Here is a 21,247-nt window from a genome sequence, read left to right on the forward strand (position 1 = left end):
TATCTAATTGTGTTTCGGTCCTGTATGTGGCCCTATTCCATCTCACTCTGTTTCATTTGATATTCCATCGCTTCATTTAGCCAATTCTGTTCTTCTTCGGTAAAAGGAGATGTTGTTTTTTCCAACTCTTGAATATCTAATTCCTCAACGTTTGCGTCAGCAAGCTTTTGTATTAAGCTTTCGCCTAAGAAGGAGAAGGCTTTTTCAAGATATGAAGTAACCATTTGTTGTACCTGAGGGTCATCTACAGGGCGACCATATAACTCTTTTACATTCTTTGCTAACTGTATATAGCCTTGATCAAGTATTGATTTTTCCTCTTCCGTTTTCTTTGATAACTCATCTGCTACATCCGTAAGCATATTTTTCTTCATCCATTCCTCTTGGCTGCTTTCCGTACTCATACCGTAAATGATACTTAATAATATGGCACTATCTACCTCTTTTTCCTGCTCGATTACTTTGATTACTCTTTTAATAGCATTCATTGACTGCTCTATTCGATCTTTTTCTTTTTCTAAAGCTTGTAAGTGCTGATGTAAAGATTCATTTAAATCCACAGTAAAGCTAGTTTCATGTAATAAGGTTGATATTTGTTCTAAGCTATAACCAAGAAGCTTTAAGCTCATAATTTTGTGTAAGGTGATAATGTCTTGTTGTGTGTATTTGCGGTGCCCAGACGTAGGATGCTTTTCCGGAGATAGAATACCAATTTCATCATAATAATGTAACGTTCGAACAGAAAACCCCGTTCTTTCTGAGAACTCTCCAACAGAGTACTTTTCAGGCATAGTCATATATATTCCTCCCATTTCAAATGATAATCCCATTATAAAACCTCACGTTACTAGAGGTTCAAGAGGAGTTTTCAAATGATTTAGAGAGGGTTGATATTTTCCGTTCCTAAAATAAACGGTAGTAAAGCCACGATGATCCCTGCAATAAATAAAAGACCACCTAACATTTTTATTACTAAACCTTTATGTTCTCCGAATACCGACCACGAGTTAAAATTAACAATCCATAGGGCACCTTTTGCAAAGACAAGATATCCCAAAATCATAATAAAGAGTCCAACAATAATTGTTAATATAACTTCTATTTGCAATATAATCACCATCCTTTTATTAGTATGTATTACGAATCTACTTCAAGAAGATTTCATAGATGGAGATAGCTTTTACTAGGAAGAGAAAAAAAGCTGATCCTTTGTCATTTTTTATGTCAAAAGATCAGCTGTATATATATAAACAATCACTAGAGGAAAGAAGAAAAAAAGTACCACTTACAACTCAATATCATATTCCATTTTCTTTGCTACCGCTTTCGAAACTTCTTTTCCATGTAGGCGAGATATTAAATGGAATGACATATTTATACCAGCTGATATTCCTCCAGAAGTAAGGATAGATCCTTCATCGACGAACTTCACATCACGCTGAACAGAGACGAGAGGATACTCCTTCTCTAATCTGTCCATGTCCATCCAATGTGTGGTAGCACTTTTCCCATTTAAGACACCTGCTTCAGCAAGGAGAAGTGCCCCAGTACAAACAGAAGTCATAAACTCTACCTTATCGTGTTGGTTAACAATCCACTGAATCACTTTAGGATTATTGATTTCAATTTCTTCAGCACCGAATCCTCCTGGCACAATCACAATGTCTAATTTAGGATGGTTCTCAAAACTATAGTCTGTAGTAACCTTCAGACCATTTCTAGCTGAAATCATCTTGCCATCTTCCGAAATGGTTTTCACTTTAAAAGGCTTAGAATCTGAATCAGGTATAAATGCCAGAGAAAACACTTCAAATGGACCAGCAAAATCTAACACTTCCACTTCATTAAATAACAAAATCCCTACTATTCGTTGTGACATTTCATTTCCCCCTAATTTCAAATTGAATATTTACTCAGCGCCTTCTTATCAAGTTTCCCTAACGGAGTATAAGGCATATTTTTTACAATCTTCATTTCTTTTGGCAGTTGACGTCTAGCTACTCTCGGTTTTATCCAAGCAAAGAGTTCTTCTGTTGAAAGCTCCGCACCTTGTTTTGGTAAAACAAAGGCCTTCAATCTTTCTCCAAATTGTTCGTCCTCTATCCCGATAACAGCCACATCCTCAATAGAAGGATGCTTTATGAGTATCTGCTCCACTTCAATGGGGTAAACATTTTCACCACCGGAAATGATCATATCATCGGTTCTCCCACATAAGAAAAAATAGCCGTGCTCGTCTTGGTATCCTAAGTCTCCCGTTTGAATCCAAGAGTGTTTCCTGTTTGATATGGACCAATCATTTTTTATTGAAAGTTGACCTACCACACCATTTTTAACCTCACACTTGTTACCATCTAACACAGCTATCTGCATCCCGTCTATTTTTTTCCCAATCGTAGTAGGAGCGGACTGTAAATCCTCTGGTGTAGCAATAAAGTTCAAACCCGCTTCGGAAGTACCATATAAGTTGTACAACACGTTTCCTAATTGCTGAGAAGTTTCCTGAATCAATTTGGTACTCAGTTTTGCACCACCTGAAGCAATGCAAGCTAGTGATTTCAACGATTGCGGATCAGCCTGTAACATTTTTTGGAGCATCAATGGAACTACAGTGACTACTTCCACTTGATGTTGCTGTATTAAATTGCACGCTTTCTTTGCATCAAACCCTGTGCTAATCACGGATTTTTTTCCTAACGGCATAAATAAAAGCAAAACAGCAATCCCATACCCATGATAAATCGGTGTGGCGATATAAGCTGTATTATATTTTTCGATACTTAGGCGGTTAAAAAAAGCTAGAAAAGGATGTAAATAGTTAAAGAGTGAAGGCTTATGTGCTGCAGCTTTGGATGCCCCTGTGGTTCCACTCGTTTGAAGAATAAGTTTGCTTGAAGAAGTTCTTGGAATAGCTGTTTTGTGATTAGGTACTATCGTATTTATTGCTGGTAGAGAATCGTGATAAGTTAATAGACGCGCATTCTTATACTGAGATTGTTCCAGTAAAGTGCTTGCTTCAGCATCATGAATGATTAAATGAAATTGATGCTGCTGGACCATGTTATTGAATTGATCCTTGCTTGTTTCTGTATGTAAAAAATAGATGTCAGCACCTAGTCGCGAAACAGCAAATATTGCTTTCACAAGAGAAGCATGATTTTTACATAAAAAAGCGACCTTATGTCCACTTCCAAGCTGGTGCTTCTCCTTTAGCCAAACAGCAAGTTGCATCGATTGTTCATAAAGTTCATGATAAGTCAACGTTTCACGGTCATCTACTAAGGCGATGTTCTTTCTAAATTTCATGGCAGAGAAATGTAATAGCACCATTATATTGATTCCATTCTTGACTAGGGCTGCGAATAATCGATATATCGACAGTGGAGAAAGTAGTTGTATCTTAAATAACACATACATTAGTCTGACTATCTTCATCATTACTTCCTCCTATTGTTTTTGGACATATCCCAAAAGCTCGTGAGAAAAATAGATACTAATTGTCCAAAAATGAGCCACCACGGCTGATATCTTTTCTTTTTTGTATACATTGATTTACAGATAATTCTGGCCGCATCGCTCGAAATCATTGCAGGTATGTTGCGATATGCAGCGGTCGGTTCGATCATTGGTGTTCTTACTAATGGAAGATAAATAGATGTAACGGAAATCCCCTGGCTTTTCAACTCAGGCTGCGCGGACCTTAGCCACACATCAAAGGCAGATTTAGAAGCCTGATATGCGGAAAAATAAGGAACAGGAGCTAATAGCGCATTAACAGTAGATACGTTGATAATATGGCCTCGTTGTTTTTCTAAGACAGGAATGAGAGATAGAAGCAGTTGCACTGGTGCAAAGTAATTAATTGCCATCGTTCGTGTGAAATCATGATAACGATCGAAAGATTCATAGAGTGATCGCTTAATAGATAGCCCTGCATTGTTCACCACGAAATCCAGGTCAGTAGGGAGGTCATGGAGAAATGTTAGGAAGCGTTTCATCTCCGCTTCGTCTCGAAGATCTCCTTGAAAGAAAGTAACTTTTGCCCCTTTTGGTTCGATCTTCTCTTTTATTTCGGCAAGTCGCTCTCCTCTTCTCGCCACTAAGATTAACTGGCATGGTATGTCCGCCAATTGATAGGCTACTTGTTCCCCAATTCCAGAACTTGCCCCAGTGATAAGGATGGACTTGCCTGTTAGTGCTGTGTGAAGTTTGTTCTTGTTTATGTTTTTTTGGAAAAATAGAATTGTTTCTATCAAACGGTACATTTTCATGTATACACCTGGTTTCGTTATGGAGTGTAAAAATATTTTTTCAACGGTGGCGTACTTGAATCAACATAGTTTACATTTTATTTGGGCCGGGAGTTTTGCTCACCATCCAGCGCTAGCGGAAACATGTTGTCTCAAGGTTATTTTAACAGAAAATGCTAAAAGTGCTTATAGAAATTTAGATAAGTGCTTTCTCTCTTTATAAAAATAGATAGATAGAATGCGAGCAAGTGCATGAGTGACTTGGAAGGTTCGCTTGAGGAACGAAAAGTCTCCTGAAAGGCTCGCTCTCGTTCCGATCGCACCTTTCACAAGCGAAAACGTCGCTGAAAGGCTCGCTCTCGCTCTGATCGTACCTTTCACAAGCGAAAACGTCGCTGAAAGGCTCGCTCTCGCTCTGATCGCACCTTTCACGAGCAAAAACGTCGCTGAAAGGGTCGCTCTCGCTCTGATCGCACCTTTCACGAGCGAAAAGTCTCCTGAAAGGATCGCTCTCGCTCCGATCGTACCTTTCACAAGCGAAAACGTCGCTGAAAGGCTCGCTCTCGCTCCGATCGCACCTTTCATGAGCGAAAACGTCGCTGAAAGGCTCGCTCTCGCTCTGATCGTACCTCTCAAGATAATTATATCTCCTCAACTACAAGTTTTTCAGCTATCCTGCACTTCCTAATAAAAATCACCTTCCACCTGATTGATGCTCCCTCCCTCCGTTCTTTTTCGTCAAGCACCATGCTCCCATTTTCCCAATACCTATTTACCAAATAAAAACCCTCCACAATGTCAAATCAACACTGTGAAGGGTCTCAAAACTTGGTTATGCCTACAGAAATATCAGGCCACACTCCGTAATCTTACAAATCCGTTACCGCTCCTTTTGCCGCGGAGGAAACAAGTTTAGCGTATTTATTTAAGATACCTCTTTCATATTTGAGAGGTGGTGCGGTCCAGGACTGTCTGCGCTCCTCTAGCTCATCCTCAGATAAATGAACTTTTAGCTCCTGCGTTTCGCTATCAATGGTAATCGTGTCTCCAGTTTGTAGTAACCCGATAGGACCACCCACTTGCGCTTCTGGAGAAATATGTCCAACTACTAAACCGTGTGTTCCACCAGAGAAACGACCGTCCGTGATGAGCCCTACCTTCTCACCTAGTCCTTTACCAACGATAATCGCAGTAATGGAAAGCATCTCGGACATCCCTGGTCCACCTTTAGGCCCAGAGTAACGAATAACCACAATGTCTCCCGCTTCCACTTCGTTTTTCAAAACAGCTTCCGTAGCTTCTGTTTCGCTGTCGAAAACCTTAGCTGGTCCAGTCATTTTTCTCACCTTTAAACCAGACATTTTCGCAACTGCTCCCTCTGGTGCCAAGTTTCCTCTTAACACATACAACGGACCAGATTCGCGAATCGGATTGTCTAGCGAGCGGATGATCTGTTGACCTTCTTTTAAAGGCTCCACTTCGGCCAAGTTTTCCGCTACCGTTTTCCCCGTAACCGTTATACAATCGCCATGAAGAAGACCCGCTTCAAGTAACAGTTTCATTACTCCAGAAACTCCGCCTACTTGATATAAATGCTCCATAACGTACTTCCCGCTCGGCTTCAAGTCAGCAAGATGAGGTACTTTCTCACGGATACGCTCAAAGTCATCTAGCGATAGATCCACGTCAACAGAATGTGCAATCGCCAATAAATGTAGGAAAGCATTCGTGGAACCACCTAAGGCCATGACCACTGTGATCGCATTTTCAAACGCTTTTTTCGTCATAATGTCCTTCGGATAAATATCCTTGCGCAGCAAATCAACAACCGCTTCCCCTGCTCGTCGGCAGTCCGCAAGCTTGTCCGACGATTCGCCTGGATTCGATGCACTTCCTGGCAAACTCATCCCCATCGCTTCAATTGCAGATGCCATCGTGTTCGCTGTGTACATCCCACCACATGAACCGGCCCCTGGACATGCGTGACATTCTATATCCTTGAACGTATCATCATCCATATTCCCTGCATTACGCTTACCTACCGCTTCGAAAACAGAAACGATGTCCAAGTCATTTCCTTCCTTCGATTTACCTGGAGAGATCGTTCCTCCGTATGTAAATACTGCCGGTACATTCAGGCGCCCAATGGCGATCATACAGCCAGGCATGTTTTTATCACAGCCACCGATGGCGACCAGTCCATCTAAACGCTCCGCCCCCATTACCGTTTCGATGGAGTCCGCAATTACTTCTCGACTCGGAAGCGAGTAACGCATTCCCTCGTGCCCCATAGCAATCCCGTCAGACACCGTAATTGTATTGAAAATCATAGGAGCTCCTCCATTTTCTCGAGCCCCAGCTTTCGCTTCAATCGCTAACTGATCAATATGCATATTACAAGGAGTAACCTCGCTCCACGTACTAGCAATTCCAATCATCGGCTTCTTAAAGTCTTCATCTGTAAAACCAGTTGCACGCAGCATCGCACGGTTCGGGGCACGATTCTCCCCTTCACTTATGTCAATACTCCGAATTCTAAGATCCTTCTCTTTTCCAGTCATATTCTATCTCCATTCCCTTCTTAACTCAAAACTTATATTTACCTCTACTATACATGTATTCTCTAAAAATTCAAAAATCCTTCAACAAATTAGCGAAAGTATCTTCTTAGGTATTTTTTACATGTACGACAATTCACATACATTACAAGACACAACACCCGAGAACTTGTATAATAACAGTATACAAATTTCGTATGGGGAGCTATCACATTATGTATCGTACTTTAGATGAATGTATTACTGATTTAGAAAAAAACGGTCATTTGATTCGCATAAAAGAAGAGGTGGATCCTCACTTAGAAATGGCAGCCATTCACTTAAAAGTGTTTGAAGCAGGAGGCCCTGCACTATTATTTGAAAACGTAAAAGGCTCCAAGTACCGAGCTGTTTCCAATCTTTTTGGCACAGTGGAACGAAGCAAATTCATGTTTCGAAAAAACTGGGCGTCCACAGAAAGTGTCATTGCGTTAAGAAACGATCCTATAAAAGCATTAAAAAACCCATTCAAACATGTTGGCAACGGTTTTTCCGCAACAAAAGCACTTCCGAAGAAAACGAACGGCTTACCTGCTGACATGGAGGAAATCAAAATATCCGATGTTCCATTGATTCACCACTGGCCAGACGACGGTGGCGCATTCGTGACTCTTCCGCAAGTATATTCGGAGGATCCGGACAAACCAGGAATCATGAATTCCAACCTGGGGATGTACCGCGTTCAATTGAGCGGGAACGATTATGAACTAAATAAAGAAGTAGGGCTACATTATCAAATTCACCGTGGAATCGGCGTTCACCAACATAAAGCAGTGAAACGCGGAGAGCCATTGAAAGTAAGTATTTTTATCGGTGGACCACCCGCACACACATTGTCTGCGGTTATGCCGCTACCCGAAGGCTTATCGGAAATGACTTTCGCTGGAATGCTGTCAGGACGTCGCTTCCGCTACAGCTATGTGGACGGATATTGCATCAGCAACGATGCAGACTTCGTTATCACTGGTGAAATCCATCCTGAGGAAACAAAGCCAGAAGGTCCATTCGGTGATCACTTAGGTTACTATAGCTTGACGCATGAATTTCCATTAATGCGAGTGCATAAAGTCTACGCTAGGAAAAATGCTGTGTGGCCATTTACCGTCGTAGGTCGCCCTCCACAAGAGGACACTGCGTTTGGAGCACTCATTCACGAGCTGACAGGTGGAGCAATTAAGCAAGAAATTCCTGGGGTAAAAGAAGTTCACGCCGTGGACGCTGCAGGAGTTCATCCGCTGTTATTCGCAATCGGCAGCGAGCGCTACACACCGTACCAAAAGGTAAAGCAGCCACAAGAGCTTCTTACCATTGCAAATCGAATACTAGGAACAGGTCAATTAAGCTTAGCAAAGTACCTCTTCATTACTGCCGAAGAGGACAAGCCATTAACGACTCATAAAGAAGACGAGTTTTTACAATACATTTTGGAACGACTAGATTTGCACCGAGACATTCATTTCCAAACGAATACAACGATTGATACACTTGATTATTCCGGAACTGGATTAAATACAGGAAGTAAAGTGGTCATCGCAGCTATCGGAGACAAGAAGCGCGACCTGGACAAAGAGGTTCCTGAGGCGTTAAAAGGAATACAACAGTTTTCCAATCCAAAAATGGTCATGCCAGGAGTGGTGGCAATCCAAGGACCCGCATTTGTGGACCACGAGTCAACAGAAAAAGATATGGAGTCGTTCGCAAAAGCAATCACTCAAAACGGTGATATTCCAGGCTGTCCAATGATCGTCGTCTGTGATGATAGCGAATTCCTGAGCAAAACGGTGAACAACTTCCTATGGACGACGTTTACGCGCAGCAACCCATCTCATGACATGTATGGAACGAACAGCTCCTACACACACAAGCACTGGGGCTGCGACAACATTATTATCGACGCACGAACGAAGACGCATCACGCACCACCGTTAATTCCAGACCCTACTGTTGCGAAAAACATCGACCGGTTGTTCTCAAAAGGTGGAAGCCTCGAGAAGTTAAAGGTCTGATAGAGACACCTGCACATAGAGATGAGCTTGCAACTTCATCTATTGTTTTATGTTAAAACTGGCTGGGTTCAAATTGAACTCAGCTAGTTTTGTTTGGGATGGAGTCTTCTTATTCACAGATAGCTTACTCTATGCTCGGCTTTACCTTTTTTAACAGAATTATTATTTTTCCAATGATACAATTTTATAAAGTGGTATTTTTTGAAACCTTTTTTCTTCGTTTCCGTCTATACTGTACATTTTTTTAAAAGGGGGGAGTATGTTGCATGAGTCCGTTTATGATGAAGTCAAAATAAAAGAATGGTATGAATTATATAGCAATCAAATATTCCGTTATATTTTTGTAATGATTAGAGATAGACAGCAAGCAAGAGATTTGATGCAGGAAACGTTCCTGAATGCATTTAAGCACATAAATGATTTCAGAGGAGATTCCAATCCTCGAACCTGGCTTTATCAAATTGCTCGTAATGTGACTATTGACTATCAACGTAAAAAAAGGCCTATTACCTATTTTATAACTACTTTTTCACCAGTAAAGTCCAATGAACCTACTCCACAAGAGATTCTAGAATTAGGAGAAGATATGGATTTGCTTTTTCAAGCACTTTCAAAGATGAAACCAATTTATCGAGAGGTTATTATCTTGAGAAAACTGAAGGAGTTTTCCATAAAAGAAACCGCTGAAATATTAGGATGGAAGGAAAGTCGTGTAAAGACAATGCTTCACCGCGGCTTGAATGAGTTAAGACAAGAGATGTTGAAAGGAGGTTATTCGAGTGAAAGAATTTGATGAAAAAAAAGAGTTTGACCATCTGTTTCACAAGATCAATGATGTGAATTTAACAAAGCAAGAACACTCGGAATCACTTCAGCATATTTTTTCAGAAATGAAGCAAGAGAAAAAACGTACTATGTTTCGTTTCAACTTTACTCGTGCATTTGCAATTATTGGCACAACCATATTGCTCATTTCCTCTGTTTTGTTCTTAAATGAAGTACTAGAACAACAGACAAACTTCATTGGCAATAATGAGACAGAAGAGAATGACAGTACGAAAGAAGGTTTAATTAGCACACTAACCGACTACAAATTTAGAGAAATTGACTGGTTTAGTTCCGAGGAAGAGCTATTAAGTCATGAGAATCTTGCCAAGGAGGATGCGATTATTTCTGCTGATGGATTAACGATTCAAAATCCTGATACAGTTACCTTTTCTGAGGTAGATAGTACATTTGAAATCTTTTATGATTTCGATAGTGGAACGAATACATTCGTTGCAGGAAAATATATTGAAAGTTTTGAAGACGAAGAAGAATTTATCACTTCTGTTAGTAGGATTAAAAATGCGATGATTGCTAAGTTTGGTGAGCCAATTATGGGAAATCCAGAAGACCTTGAGTCAGTTCCTGCTCCACGCGCTGGTTTGAAAGGAATTGAATGGAGAAGTAACGAGGGAAGTTTGTTACGTTTACACATATCCAACAACGATGGATTTGTCGAAGGCGATCCTCCTTATTTAGTAATCATCCAATTAAGTGCACCTAGATCCTCCATTGATTCGTTGCTGCCAATTCGACCCGCTGATGAAAATATTTCCACGATTAGAACGGTGTTACAAGAGCAATTTACAGGCCCTGATAAAAATATAGTGGAGTTATTAACCGCCGAAGAGAATATAACATCGATTGGCAGAGATAATGAAGATGACACAGAAGAACAAGACTCATCACCATATCTAGATGCTTATTTGGCAGAAAAATATAAACCATTTTTTACAGAAAGCGCTTATGACACGTATATTGCTACGCATGGAGTTGACTATCACTGGCTAGCTGATGTTAATGATTATACACTTATCGCTAGTGGGTTTGATATAAGTGAAACAATAGAAAACACTTATGATTTCACCGTTGACGTTATCTACAAAAAGAAGGGGAATGAACATAAAAACGCCCTCGTTACTGGTCGTGCGAACATGAACGAGGATGGAAAAATATCTTTCATTCAATTTTTGGATGATGACGGTTTGTTAGAGGCACTACAAAAATAGTTCAAAAGAACACATGAGATCTATCTTTCACTTTGATTTCATGTGTTTTCTTTGTTATAAGGAGTATACATCTGAAAAAGCAGTTTAAAAAAAACTAATAGGGAAAACTATTTACGGTACTTTCCCATCCTTCATTTTTTTATAAACTCATAGACTTCTTTCGTAGACTCAGCTGACAATGAATAAACAGTATGGGTGTCTTTCCTATTCATTATTGTTCCAGACTCTTCCGCGATCCAAAGGAAAAAAGTGTCCGCCCCAATAGTGAAACGATATTGTGGATTATCCATATTCACAATTCCTGCTTCCCTTTTGGAAGTGTCTACTGCTTTGGTGAAAATCTCTAATTCTTCCTCACTTTCCAACGCTATAACCGTGACATTTTCTGAGTCGGAATTACTTTCAGAAGACTCATTACTTCTTTCGTTTAGGTCATTCTCGTTTGTGTCATCTGCACACCCTACAAATAATAGTGTAAATCCAAGTGTAATAAATACGTATTGTAGTTTCTTCATATAAACCACTCTTTCTTTTAGCGTTTTACTGAAAAAAATTTTTCCCCACTCATTTACTAGGTCATATATGAGACGAAATTCACCTATGAAAAGTTTCGATTTGTTTTTGTTAACTATAAAAAATGTAATATCCTTTCCTATATAAAAAAACCGCTTGTCATCCTTACAACAAACAATTTTTCCCTTCTATAATGATATCAAGTTCCTTTCAACTGAAAGTATCTTACTCTCCTGAAGGCTCGCAATATTTCTCACTCACCTTCGTGATCTCATTGGATAAAGTAACAATGTGCTTAAAGTTCGTTTCAAAATCCTCAAAGGGAGTTTCTTTGTTTTTCTCAATAAAACGGTCGATTTGTTCTTTCACTTCCAAAATATAATCATCGATTTCATCGGCTCTATCTTGTCGTAACAAGATCGATATACTAGTAGTTTGACTAGGTGTGTCTAGATCAAGATCAACCTCTCCCGTGAGTAATTCTTGGTTTCGCATAAGTGAAACTGCGGAATCACGAATCATAGCCAACTGTGCTTCCATTCGTAACAGCAACATCTCTTCTCCAGTTTCCAAGTAATCGGAGATATCCCCTTCTGTATTCATAATGATTGGCTGCAACATGAGCCAATATAAACTATCCTGAGCAGCAGTTACTTCCCTTTCTTTTTCACCCAGTAAAAAATACATTATCCCATTACTTACAAGTAATAAAAGAATTATCCCTATGATTGCAATACGTTTCGTTCTTTTATTCTGCATTATTTCCTCCCTACGCCTACTTTATAAATTCAATTTAAAAACATAACTCACTTTATCGTACTCCATTTTCTCTTCGTAAAAACGATGGGCGTCCATTCGTTGAAGTCCAGAAGATAAGGCTACGCTCTCGTAGTTATTATCCTTTGCCCAAGTGTGAACATATGTAAGAAGCTTTTCACCGTAACCTTTTGAACGGCTATTGATATCCGTAACTAAATCACATACCCAAACAAATCTACCGTAATAAAGTGTTGTCATTGGTTGAAAACCAGTTACAGCAACTATCTTCCCACTTTCCATTAAAGCAACCATTTTATATCTATTTTTTGCTTGTGATTCCAATACTAAATCGAGGTATGTCTTCTCATCAAGATGAGAACGCAATTGCCTCATCACAGGAAATGCTTCCATGATCTCCTGTTCCGATTGAAGTTCCTTTATTGTTACTTGATCCATTCGTAACCTCTCCTTTTGGAAAACTAATGTGTTCATACCATCAACCAACAGCATTTTTCAGAGAATACTACCGTTATAAGGCTGTAAATCCTTTCGTATCTTCTCCTATCTTTCTTCCAACTTATTCTATAATAAATATACTTTCATCTAAGGTGAAGTTTTGATATTGAGTTATTCCAAACTTCTGATAGGTGATTCTTATTGTACTGATATCATTTTCGGGATCTGTTCCATCAAATTCTATACGCAATACTAAGTTAAATTTGTCATCTACCTTATATCCGTTAACAGGCTCTAACTCTTCATCCAAACCTTCTGCAAGTATCGTTTCTTCTTTTAAACCGCCTATTTTTTCTGTTTCTGCAATAAAGGGATCAATACGAAATTCTTCATCGTCCTTTGCCAAAATCAAACCATCTCTTTTAATAAATTCTATTTTTTCTAATGTGGGACTACCTATCCCCTTCCAAGAAAAGTTATATCCTAAATAAATAGGGGTTTGATCTTGAAAAAGCTCTACATCTGCTCTAGCATAACCGCCTAGTGTAAACTCACCCTCTTGACTAAGAAAACGAAACGTCCACCATACACTTAAAACGAATAAAAAGACAATCAATATAGCGAATACTTTCTTCATTATTATTCTCCTTTTTACAGACCTCGAAAACAATAAAAAACTACTTACCATTCCATTTCTTTAACTCTTCTAAGATAGCTTGTTGATTTTCTATTATTCTCGTATTATCTTCGTTTCCCTTTTTTAGCAATTCCTGAAGTTCTCTGTTTTTCTCACCAAGCTTTACATACGCTAACAATCCAAGTCCTAAAACAAGTAACAGAGCAACAATAACGTTGGTTACCATTTTTCCCCTCCAATAAACACGATATAGATTTTTTTAGATAATATCATCTACACAATTTTAACATAATTACCCAGTGTTATATGCAATATTTTCCATACACACTACAGTAAATGAGTTCCTATACTATAATTGCTACTGTTGTGGTGCTTACAGGAGGAAAGTTGGAGAAGACTGAAACTTTTTACATTGTAATAATGTCTTATAGTAAAAAGGGTGAATTGAATTGAAAATTCAAATGGTTTTGTTATTATTTGTATTAATTTTTTTGGTAGGGTGCAGTGAAGAGGAGTTAGATGGCACTCCTCGTCTTACTGGTGAAATTGTAGAAATTGAAGCCAATGATAAGAAGATACTAGTTAAGTCCTCTTCCTCTGCAGACGAGTTATGGTTAACTGTTACAGAGGATACTGAAATTGACTCGGAATCAGAAGAAGAGTTAGGTTTTAATAATCTAGAAGAAGGTACTAGCGTAGATATTTGGTTTTACGATAGCATCATAGGAAATTATGGAGGAGAAATATCACATATCACAATTAGAAAAGAATAGAAATTCAAAAACTCAACTTAAAAGTTAAGTTGAGCGCAATACGTACTTATAAGAGAGTACCGAGAAAGAGAGGAGATAATTTTGATGAACAATAATGAGAAAGAGATTTTATTGTTGAATAGCGACAAAAATTTCAAAATACTACTTGAAATAATTGAATCAGTACCCAACAGAAAAAGAGGACTTTCTATTGAAACTCCAGAGAGAGATAAAAATTTTCGAGATGTTTTAATGCATCTTTATGAATGGCATGCAATGCTTGAGAGATGGTATAGAGAGGGTATGGATGGAGATATTCCTTTTATGCCAGCACCTGGTTATAAGTGGAGTAGTATTAAACTCCTTAATATGCGTATCTGGGAAAACTATCAAGATGTTACATTAAATCAAGCTATAAAAAAATTGAAGTTAAGTCATGAAAGAGTAATGGACTTAATTAGATTACATACCAATGAAGAAATCGTTACAAAGAAATATTATAAGTGGACAAAAACAAGTAACTTATCCAGTTATTTTACAGCTAACACATCTCATCATTACATTTGGGCTATAAAAAAATGTGAAGTTATTGCTAAGGTTATAAAAGAAGCAGAAAATGAAAAGCTTGTGAAAAAATCTATTTAATCAATTGGAAAAGTATAGCTTACAAGCAATTGTTGCCCCTTATCACGAAGGGGGAATTTGCTAAATAAGGACAAACTAATTTTTTTAAAATTGACGACCTAGTTTCTGGAGCAAAAAGGACATTGCAGGTTTACTTATAATGCCTGCTACAAGACATATATTTTTACACTTAAACAAATGTGATCGTATAAAGGAGAAACTCCATAAGAAGATGAAGAATATGAGTTAAGTATGAAGTTGCCTGTTTAGTTGGTATAACAAACGGTTCCTTTAGTCGAATAAGCCGTGCTGCTGTTGTGCTGATAATGACGGGAAGAGTTAAAAAAAATCTAGAAAATAACAGTTGTTAGTGATAGGTGAAGTTTACTTTGAGGAGAATATTATGGAAATATCATTAATTAGACATGGAAAATCACAGCTAACTGATAATGATAGAATAACCTGTTTGGAGTTTAGGGAATGGGTTGAAAAGTATAATTCCAATGGTGTCTTTAAAGAGTCAACATTTCCATCCGAGACTCTCGAAAGAATAACAACGGCAAAAATCGTAATTACCAGTGATTTAAAGAGGTCAGTTGAATCAGCGAAAATATTAAACCCAAAAGGAAAAACAATCCCTGACCCTTTGTTTCGAGAAATTGAGATACCTACTCGCTCAACGAAGTTATTCAATGTAAAGTTAAGACCGAGTATTTGGGGAGTTCTTTTAAGACTATTATGGTTTACTGGATATTCTAACGAATGCGAGTCTTTGAGTGACGCAAAATTGAGAGCCAATAAAGCATCACAACAATTAATTAATTTTGCTGATAAATATAAATCGGTAGTTTTGGTCGGACATGGATTTTTTAATATGCTTATTGCCAAGGAATTACAGAAAAAAGGTTGGAAAGGAAAAAGAAAAACAGGTACAAAACATTGGAATTGTACTACATATTCCTTGTCTCACTAACAGGAACTTTCCGTTAGTAGAAAGAGAAGATAAATATATTTAATACTAAAGAACCAACTACTCAGTAGTTGGTTCTTAACAATGTATCTTTTGTATTTGATTATTTATCTATCGTTAACTCTTCCAGCTGCTTCGTTACTTTTAACAATTGAGTAAAGTTCGAAGCCAATACTTCCATACGATTGTCTTGCTGTTCAACAGATGCTAACACCTGCTGAACGGATGCACTTGATTGCTCCGTAACATTGGCAATAGAAACTGACTCATTAACAATTACACTTGTGTCTTTTTGGAGAGATAATAATAATTCTGTTAATTGCATCGATTGCTGTTCCACTTTTTCCGCTTGATTTAAAATGTCAGAAAAAACATCATTAGCTTTTTCAGTGGACTTTAGGCTTTCTTGCATCTCTTTTTGACCTTCAGAAACTGAGATTGAAACTTGATTTGTTTTCTCTATCATCCCAGAAATCATTTGTTCCACTTCGCCTGCTGAATTACGAGTCATCTCAGCAAGCTTTCTTACTTCACTTGCGACTACTGCGAAGCCTTTTCCATGTTCTCCTGCACGCGCTGCCTCTATAGATGCATTCAAAGCCAATAAATTTGTTTGTTCCGAAATCCCACCTATTTGAAGAAGGATACTTTCAATATTTTTACTTTGTTCTTGTAAACCTATCATCAATTCCCCTACATGCTCGATTGTCTGACTCACTTGTTTTATTTTCGCATTAAGAAGGTTCATTTCATCATTACCTTCATTTGTAAGTACTGTCGTTTCCTTGGCGAATTCAATTGCTTGCTTTGAACTCTCATTCGCAGTATTCACTTTTATATCGATTTCCTGTATGGAACTGCTTATGTCACTGATACTACCTGCTTGCGTTGTGATTCCACTGGATACCTCATGGAAAACTTGGGTTATCTCATTTGATATTATACGAGAATCATTAATATTCGTTTCTAAAGAATCTCCCACGGTCGTTAAAGATCCTACGGAATCTTGAATTTCTGTTAACACGTTTCTTAAATTTTCTTGAATTTTAATTGCCTGTAAGCCTTTTTCTTCCGTTTCCAGTTGCAATCTTTCTCCTGACTTTGTCTGGAAAGCAAAAATAGTAATGATTAAAGCGAATAGGATAGTCAAGAATGTATAACCTGTTGTTCCCATTCCACTAAATACCTCAACCTGATAGTTGGTATAAAGGAAAAAGCTTAAACCCATGCCTATTATTCCACTAAAAATGATGGACTTATAATTATTATAAAGAGAAATAATTGCGATCGTGTAGAAAATTAACACAAATGAATTAAGATTAGGTGTCGTTGTGGCAAAAAAATAAACAAGAATACCTAAACCTATTGAAGCAATATACTGTATATATTTTGTTAATAATCTTTTAATTACTAAAAACGTAATAATAACAGAGATACTTCCTCCCACAACAGTAATAGTAACGGTTTCTGTTTGACTACCTGATAAAATAGATGCTGATGCACCAAGTATTACAGAAAACCAAAATAACTTTATGACCAATACATTTTTTTTATGGAGTAATTCTTCTTTTGACATCGATATCTCCACCTCTTCTTTTCCTATATTAGAATAATCATCCTATGAACCTAAAACTCCGTCAATACATTTCGTTTTATATAACAATTTAGAGATAATACTCACTGAGTTTCTCATATAAATTTGGGTATATTTGCTATCTTAAATCTTTCTTACTTGGTTTTCACTAGAAAGTATATTGGATAATATTTCACGAAAAAAAAAATATTAAATTGAATAGCGAAAATCACACAAAAATTTGAAAATGTCGAAGGTGATTATAATGACAAGTCCTATTGAAGCAATTAAAAATATGTTAAAAACGTTTGTAGATGATGAACCAAAGCCTGGTCTGCATCATTCTGACACGGAAAATATTCTTAGTTTTATGAAAAAAGAAGGTGTGCCCATTCCTGTGAGCAAAGGAGAAAAAACAAAGTCTGATCCTAGTGAAGTTCCAGAGGGAGTAAGATTAACAGATGAAGAAATTGCAAATTTAGTATCAGTGAAGGTTGCAAGTTCTATCACTTATTGTGCTCAATCAATGAGTCAAAGCATACGAAGTGATGTGGGATTATTATTTATTTATTCAAATGCAGATAAATTTATTGAACTATGCCTCTTCATTAAAAACTCTTATGAAATCACGGGGGTGGTTAAAAGAGCCACCAAGATACGCTCCACCGGGTTTACCGGATAATGAATGAAGCAACCTTTGTTATCCGAAAATAAAAAGAATGGCACGGAATGGAAAGATTTTTTTTGCTATCATCCCAGGTCTGTGCCATTCATTCCTCTACAACTCTTCTTGCATGTACCACATACCTCGCATCATCAAATTCATAGGAGCACGTAGACAAAGTGAGAATTTGATCCGTTTCCCCTATTTCAATATTTGTGGGAAATATGGATTTTTTCTTTAACTCCGCCGCAAAATCTACAAAATCTCGATTAGAACGAAAATGAGTGACGATATAATAAAAGTCTGTGCTCGTTACATACGCAGAAAATATCTCCCACTCCACTTCTTCATATAACGTTTGTAGAGTAATGATAGAATTATTGTGAAAGAAATCTTTTTCCTTATATTTCTCTAATTCTTTGAACATCGTTCCATCCTTCATATGATGACCGTAAATAATGGTATGTCTATCAGAAGCATCCCCTTCATTTCGATAATCCATAAAGATAGAACCAGCACTAGCTTGATTTCCATGAAAATCGTGCTCCAGATAATACTCATTATCCGACGTTTTTACAACAGGATACTGAATCCTTGTATTTGGAACTGATATCCAGCCAACTGTTTCTTCGTTTTCTACCAGTAGAGACTGAAACTGCTCCATGATAATTTGGGGTTCATCTTGTTGATCCGTAAGTTCGTCATTTTTGTGCACTGAACCTAGCAATCTCTCATTGACTATCCGTTCCTCCAAACGAGATTGCATGCTACTAATTTGAAAACTTTTATGAAGTTCTTCGTATGTTTGCTCTGTCGTATAACTTTCCACATAATATTCTACCATCTTATACCCTGAAAACAGTAATACAAGCAAAGAAACTAGGGAAACTAGTCTTGATAGGCTCATACAAATAAACACCCTATCATAAAATGAAGTAAAAGGGGCCAAAATAAGCCCCTCTCTTTTTTATGCATTCTTATATCTTACTAATCTAATAACGGATAGGAAGAAAAGTGCTCCCAATGCCAAAATTGCATAGATTGTTATTGAATTACTTCCTGTCTTTGGAATGTCAGGAGTTTCTTGTTCTCCAGCAGGAAGTAATACTGCATCGATCACATGGATCACACCATTCGCAGCTTCTATATCTGCATCAATGACATTGGAATCATTGACTTTCACTGAATCTGAAACAGTAAATATTACTTTTTCTCCATTTAACGTTTCCACTTCCATTCCGTCCTCTAAATCAGTTGATAGTACATTCCCAGCCACAACATGATATAAGAGTATACTTTCCAGATCATCACTTGCTAAAAGTTCATTTGCATCTATGCCAAGTTCTTGAAGTAAGGCAGAGAAAGCATCATCAGTAGGAGCAAATACAGTAAATGGACCTTCTCCCTTCAATGCTTCAACTAAGTTTGCAGCTTGAACCGCAGCAACTAATGTTTCGAAAACTCCCGCTTCCACTGCTGTATCCACGATATCTAGTTTGTCACTAACCGGAGTCTCTTCATCGTGCTGTTCCTCTTCCGTCGAATCTTCTCCTGCTGGTAACATAACCGCATCTATCACGTGAATAACTCCATTGCTCGCTTCTATATCTGCTGAAACTACATTAGAATCATTTATTTTTACTGGATCTAAAGAAATGGTTACTTTTTCACCATTCAATGTTTCTACTTCAGCACCGTCCACTAAGTCAGAGGACAATACTTTCCCAGAAACAACATGGTACAAAAGGATACTTGCTAAATCTTCACTTGCTAAAAGTTCGTCAGCTTCCAAATCAAGTTCATTAAGTAACGCAGCAAACGCTTCATCAGTAGGAGCAAACACAGTAAATGGTCCTTCCCCTTTCAGAGCATCTACTAAATCCGCAGCTTGGACAGCAGCAACTAATGTTTCAAAGCTACCTGCGGCAATAGCAGTATCAACGATATCTGCTTCACCTTCCTCGCCAAACACTGCCATGGACATAGAAAACAACATAACAACAGATAAAAACACAATAAGTATTCTTTTCTTCAACATCTTATACTTGCCTCCTTTTACTTTCTGAAAATTTAGAATGTGTTGTTGCAAACAAATTGTATAACATTTGTATAAGATATGTAAAGAATAAAGTATTTAAATGGGAAAAAATTATAGAAAAGTTATACAAAAAGATATTACTGTTCAAGCAAAGGTTACACATGCCTTACTAGTTCATAATCCTCTTGATGGATAAACATAGACTTATACATTATTATGGTGAGTGTTGGATTGAATTTATTAAGTAAGTAATACAAAAGGATAAATATGTAAATATGTTAGTGTATAAAAAAGCTGTTTACTTTGAACTTTGAAGATGGGGGCAATTTTTATGTGTGAGATAAAACAACTTATCTTGAAGCAAGAGAAAACTAGAATTACAGACTCTATCCTAAGGCAATTACCAGAATGGTTTGGTATCGAAGAAGCACTTGTGAATTATGTAGAGGGAGTCGTACATACTGATGTTTATGCCCTATATGTAGCTGAGAAGCCAGTAGGATTGATAAGCATTAAATCCAACAACCAATACACATCAGAGATTTACGTAATGGGGATTTTGAAAGAACATCAAAACTCTGGTTTTGGAAAAAAATTATTAGAAGTAGCTCAAGATAGATTAAGAATGAATAAAGTGAACTTTTTGATGGTCAAGACGTTGAGCGATTCCCACCCAGATATTCATTATAAGAAAACAAGGGAATTTTATCATAAAACTGGTTTTTATCCATTAGAAGAAATCAAAGAAATATGGGGGAAAGAAAACCCATGCCTAGTTATGGTAAAAAGTTTATAACGTAGTCTGTTTTTGTGAACTCTGAAGTTTTATGAAAGCTATGAAAAAGTGGAGGAGAATGTCTATGAACAAAAAGCTAGCTTTGTTTTCTTTGTTTATTTTTCTCTTAATAGTAGCAGTTCCCATAGTGACTACGGGGGAGACCCTTGTTATCGATGAAGGAAAGGCTTGGGGTTACCATTATTCTGTAACGAAGGATCAAGACACATTTACTTGGGAAATCGGTCATCAAGACGTCCAAACTAATATCATAGAAAATAAAGATAATAGTGAAGATCTGTTGCATTTTAGAACCGCAATAAATGATATTCAAACGAATACATTCAGTCTAATTATCTCTTCCTCCTATTTATTTTTGGTATTAATGTTACCGTTATTTTTACTCAAGATAAACAAAAAAACAGATATGATTAGTGTTGGAATTATTACTGTATTTGCACTGGGTGGACTTTTCTTTATAGTCACGAATTCTTTCGCCCTTAACTCTTCCATTCAAGATGCAAACTTTTATTATTCGATATTAATGGATAGGATTTAAATGATCAAAGATTTCTCTAC

At 37.4% G+C, this 21,247-nt stretch carries 25 protein-coding genes; 9 read left to right on the top strand and 16 right to left on the bottom strand.

Annotation, left to right across the window (positions count from 1 at the left end; all coding sequences use genetic code 11):
- Positions 1-32 precede the first annotated feature (32 nt).
- The 8 genes from ACERII_RS09825 to ilvD form a co-directional block, all read right to left on the bottom strand.
- Positions 33-797: a MerR family transcriptional regulator gene (locus ACERII_RS09825; RefSeq protein ID WP_373641952.1), complete on the bottom strand. Its 765-nt coding sequence runs from the start codon at positions 795-797 to the stop codon at positions 33-35.
- An 80-nt stretch (positions 798-877) separates the two neighbouring features.
- Entirely contained in the window at positions 878-1,108 is a 231-nt protein-coding gene (locus ACERII_RS09830) for a hypothetical protein (RefSeq protein WP_373641954.1), read from the bottom strand.
- A 177-nt stretch (positions 1,109-1,285) separates the two neighbouring features.
- Complete coding sequence (locus ACERII_RS09835; RefSeq protein WP_373641956.1) at positions 1,286-1,879, bottom strand: DJ-1/PfpI family protein; 594 nt, start codon at positions 1,877-1,879, stop codon at positions 1,286-1,288.
- Positions 1,880-1,896: 17 nt separating this feature from the next.
- A complete protein-coding gene (locus ACERII_RS09840; protein WP_373641958.1) occupies positions 1,897-3,438 on the bottom strand; it encodes an AMP-binding protein in 1,542 nt (513 codons plus the stop codon).
- Positions 3,438-4,265, bottom strand: a complete 828-nt coding sequence (locus tag ACERII_RS09845) for an SDR family NAD(P)-dependent oxidoreductase (RefSeq protein ID WP_373641960.1) — start codon at positions 4,263-4,265, stop codon at positions 3,438-3,440. The genes ACERII_RS09840 and ACERII_RS09845 overlap by 1 nt, the downstream gene beginning before the upstream one ends.
- A gap of 171 nt (positions 4,266-4,436) precedes the next feature.
- Complete coding sequence (locus ACERII_RS09850) at positions 4,437-4,886, bottom strand: hypothetical protein (RefSeq protein ID WP_373641961.1); 450 nt, start codon at positions 4,884-4,886, stop codon at positions 4,437-4,439.
- A gap of 5 nt (positions 4,887-4,891) precedes the next feature.
- Positions 4,892-5,029, bottom strand: coding sequence for a hypothetical protein (locus tag ACERII_RS09855; protein WP_373641963.1), 138 nt, complete (start codon positions 5,027-5,029; stop codon positions 4,892-4,894).
- A gap of 90 nt (positions 5,030-5,119) precedes the next feature.
- Positions 5,120-6,811, bottom strand: a complete 1,692-nt coding sequence (gene ilvD, locus ACERII_RS09860) for a dihydroxy-acid dehydratase (RefSeq protein ID WP_373641964.1) — start codon at positions 6,809-6,811, stop codon at positions 5,120-5,122.
- 212 nt (positions 6,812-7,023) lie between these two features.
- Between ilvD and ACERII_RS09865 the strand changes: the two genes are divergently transcribed.
- From ACERII_RS09865 to ACERII_RS09875, 3 genes are all read left to right on the top strand, one after another.
- Positions 7,024-8,853: a UbiD family decarboxylase gene (locus ACERII_RS09865; protein ID WP_373641966.1), complete on the top strand. Its 1,830-nt coding sequence runs from the start codon at positions 7,024-7,026 to the stop codon at positions 8,851-8,853.
- A gap of 262 nt (positions 8,854-9,115) precedes the next feature.
- Positions 9,116-9,646, top strand: coding sequence for an RNA polymerase sigma factor (locus ACERII_RS09870; protein ID WP_373641967.1), 531 nt, complete (start codon positions 9,116-9,118; stop codon positions 9,644-9,646).
- On the top strand, positions 9,633-10,907 hold the full coding sequence (locus tag ACERII_RS09875; protein WP_373641969.1) for a hypothetical protein: 1,275 nt from the start codon (positions 9,633-9,635) through the stop codon (positions 10,905-10,907). Before ACERII_RS09870 ends, ACERII_RS09875 begins: the two co-directional genes overlap by 14 nt.
- Before the next feature lie 131 nt (positions 10,908-11,038).
- Here the strand turns inward: ACERII_RS09875 and ACERII_RS09880 are convergent, their stop codons facing one another.
- The 5 genes from ACERII_RS09880 to ACERII_RS09900 all read right to left on the bottom strand — a co-directional run bounded on the left by ACERII_RS09880 (position 11,039) and on the right by ACERII_RS09900 (position 13,498).
- On the bottom strand, positions 11,039-11,422 hold the full coding sequence (locus tag ACERII_RS09880; protein ID WP_373641971.1) for a YhfM domain-containing protein: 384 nt from the start codon (positions 11,420-11,422) through the stop codon (positions 11,039-11,041).
- Positions 11,423-11,645: 223 nt separating this feature from the next.
- The gene (locus ACERII_RS09885) at positions 11,646-12,179 is read right to left on the bottom strand and encodes a hypothetical protein (protein ID WP_373641973.1); all 534 of its coding nucleotides are present in this window, start codon (positions 12,177-12,179) and stop codon (positions 11,646-11,648) included.
- Positions 12,180-12,200: 21 nt separating this feature from the next.
- Positions 12,201-12,635 carry a GNAT family N-acetyltransferase gene (locus ACERII_RS09890; RefSeq protein WP_373641975.1) on the bottom strand — a complete coding sequence of 145 codons (435 nt, stop codon included), beginning with the start codon at positions 12,633-12,635 and terminating at the stop codon, positions 12,201-12,203.
- 121 nt (positions 12,636-12,756) lie between these two features.
- Positions 12,757-13,272: a hypothetical protein gene (locus ACERII_RS09895; RefSeq protein ID WP_373641977.1), complete on the bottom strand. Its 516-nt coding sequence runs from the start codon at positions 13,270-13,272 to the stop codon at positions 12,757-12,759.
- A gap of 40 nt (positions 13,273-13,312) precedes the next feature.
- Positions 13,313-13,498: a hypothetical protein gene (locus ACERII_RS09900; protein WP_373641979.1), complete on the bottom strand. Its 186-nt coding sequence runs from the start codon at positions 13,496-13,498 to the stop codon at positions 13,313-13,315.
- Positions 13,499-13,721: 223 nt separating this feature from the next.
- Here ACERII_RS09900 and ACERII_RS09905 point away from each other — a divergent pair, with 223 nt between their 5' ends.
- The 3 genes from ACERII_RS09905 (at position 13,722) to ACERII_RS09915 (ending at position 15,621) form a co-directional block, all read left to right on the top strand.
- The gene (locus ACERII_RS09905; protein ID WP_373641981.1) at positions 13,722-14,045 is read left to right on the top strand and encodes a hypothetical protein; all 324 of its coding nucleotides are present in this window, start codon (positions 13,722-13,724) and stop codon (positions 14,043-14,045) included.
- Between the two features lie 84 nt (positions 14,046-14,129).
- On the top strand, positions 14,130-14,669 hold the full coding sequence (locus ACERII_RS09910) for a ClbS/DfsB family four-helix bundle protein (protein ID WP_373641983.1): 540 nt from the start codon (positions 14,130-14,132) through the stop codon (positions 14,667-14,669).
- A gap of 382 nt (positions 14,670-15,051) precedes the next feature.
- Positions 15,052-15,621: a histidine phosphatase family protein gene (locus tag ACERII_RS09915; RefSeq protein ID WP_373641984.1), complete on the top strand. Its 570-nt coding sequence runs from the start codon at positions 15,052-15,054 to the stop codon at positions 15,619-15,621.
- Between the two features lie 100 nt (positions 15,622-15,721).
- Here ACERII_RS09915 and ACERII_RS09920 read toward each other — a convergent pair whose 3' ends face one another.
- Positions 15,722-17,194, bottom strand: coding sequence for a methyl-accepting chemotaxis protein (locus ACERII_RS09920; protein ID WP_373641985.1), 1,473 nt, complete (start codon positions 17,192-17,194; stop codon positions 15,722-15,724).
- A gap of 262 nt (positions 17,195-17,456) precedes the next feature.
- Between ACERII_RS09920 and ACERII_RS09925 the strand changes: the two genes are divergently transcribed.
- Positions 17,457-17,873 (top strand): DUF3231 family protein, encoded by a 417-nt coding sequence (locus ACERII_RS09925; protein WP_373641986.1) that lies wholly within the window; start codon positions 17,457-17,459, stop codon positions 17,871-17,873.
- An 88-nt stretch (positions 17,874-17,961) separates the two neighbouring features.
- Here the strand turns inward: ACERII_RS09925 and srtB are convergent, their stop codons facing one another.
- Entirely contained in the window at positions 17,962-18,762 is an 801-nt protein-coding gene (gene srtB, locus ACERII_RS09930; RefSeq protein ID WP_373641987.1) for a class B sortase, read from the bottom strand.
- A gap of 60 nt (positions 18,763-18,822) precedes the next feature.
- A complete protein-coding gene (locus ACERII_RS09935; RefSeq protein ID WP_373641989.1) occupies positions 18,823-19,893 on the bottom strand; it encodes a fasciclin domain-containing protein in 1,071 nt (356 codons plus the stop codon).
- 331 nt (positions 19,894-20,224) lie between these two features.
- Here ACERII_RS09935 and ACERII_RS09940 point away from each other — a divergent pair, with 331 nt between their 5' ends.
- Complete coding sequence (locus tag ACERII_RS09940) at positions 20,225-20,689, top strand: GNAT family N-acetyltransferase (protein ID WP_373641991.1); 465 nt, start codon at positions 20,225-20,227, stop codon at positions 20,687-20,689.
- Positions 20,690-20,753: 64 nt separating this feature from the next.
- Positions 20,754-21,227 (top strand): geobacillin-26 family protein, encoded by a 474-nt coding sequence (locus ACERII_RS09945; RefSeq protein ID WP_373641992.1) that lies wholly within the window; start codon positions 20,754-20,756, stop codon positions 21,225-21,227.
- Positions 21,228-21,247: the final 20 nt, after the last annotated feature.

The organism is Evansella sp. AB-rgal1 (assembly GCF_041820985.1).
Lineage (GTDB): Bacteria > Bacillota > Bacilli > Bacillales > Salisediminibacteriaceae > Evansella.

Excerpts from the sequence above, each read along its gene's own strand:
- ACERII_RS09825 (WP_373641952.1), bottom strand. The coding sequence starts at position 797 with ATGACTATGCCTGAAAAGTACTCTGTTGGAGAGTTCTCAGAAAGAACG.
- ACERII_RS09835 (WP_373641956.1), bottom strand. The coding sequence starts at position 1,879 with ATGTCACAACGAATAGTAGGGATTTTGTTATTTAATGAAGTGGAAGTG.
- ACERII_RS09840 (WP_373641958.1), bottom strand. The coding sequence starts at position 3,438 with ATGATGAAGATAGTCAGACTAATGTATGTGTTATTTAAGATACAACTA.
- ACERII_RS09845 (WP_373641960.1), bottom strand. The coding sequence starts at position 4,265 with ATGTACCGTTTGATAGAAACAATTCTATTTTTCCAAAAAAACATAAAC.
- ilvD (WP_373641964.1), bottom strand. The coding sequence starts at position 6,811 with ATGACTGGAAAAGAGAAGGATCTTAGAATTCGGAGTATTGACATAAGT.
- ACERII_RS09865 (WP_373641966.1), top strand. The coding sequence starts at position 7,024 with ATGTATCGTACTTTAGATGAATGTATTACTGATTTAGAAAAAAACGGT.
- ACERII_RS09880 (WP_373641971.1), bottom strand. The coding sequence starts at position 11,422 with ATGAAGAAACTACAATACGTATTTATTACACTTGGATTTACACTATTA.
- ACERII_RS09885 (WP_373641973.1), bottom strand. The coding sequence starts at position 12,179 with ATGCAGAATAAAAGAACGAAACGTATTGCAATCATAGGGATAATTCTT.
- ACERII_RS09890 (WP_373641975.1), bottom strand. The coding sequence starts at position 12,635 with ATGGATCAAGTAACAATAAAGGAACTTCAATCGGAACAGGAGATCATG.
- ACERII_RS09895 (WP_373641977.1), bottom strand. The coding sequence starts at position 13,272 with ATGAAGAAAGTATTCGCTATATTGATTGTCTTTTTATTCGTTTTAAGT.
- ACERII_RS09900 (WP_373641979.1), bottom strand. The coding sequence starts at position 13,498 with ATGGTAACCAACGTTATTGTTGCTCTGTTACTTGTTTTAGGACTTGGA.
- ACERII_RS09910 (WP_373641983.1), top strand. The coding sequence starts at position 14,130 with ATGAACAATAATGAGAAAGAGATTTTATTGTTGAATAGCGACAAAAAT.
- ACERII_RS09915 (WP_373641984.1), top strand. The coding sequence starts at position 15,052 with ATGGAAATATCATTAATTAGACATGGAAAATCACAGCTAACTGATAAT.
- ACERII_RS09920 (WP_373641985.1), bottom strand. The coding sequence starts at position 17,194 with ATGTCAAAAGAAGAATTACTCCATAAAAAAAATGTATTGGTCATAAAG.
- ACERII_RS09925 (WP_373641986.1), top strand. The coding sequence starts at position 17,457 with ATGACAAGTCCTATTGAAGCAATTAAAAATATGTTAAAAACGTTTGTA.
- srtB (WP_373641987.1), bottom strand. The coding sequence starts at position 18,762 with ATGAGCCTATCAAGACTAGTTTCCCTAGTTTCTTTGCTTGTATTACTG.
- ACERII_RS09935 (WP_373641989.1), bottom strand. The coding sequence starts at position 19,893 with ATGTTGAAGAAAAGAATACTTATTGTGTTTTTATCTGTTGTTATGTTG.
- ACERII_RS09940 (WP_373641991.1), top strand. The coding sequence starts at position 20,225 with ATGTGTGAGATAAAACAACTTATCTTGAAGCAAGAGAAAACTAGAATT.
- ACERII_RS09945 (WP_373641992.1), top strand. The coding sequence starts at position 20,754 with ATGAACAAAAAGCTAGCTTTGTTTTCTTTGTTTATTTTTCTCTTAATA.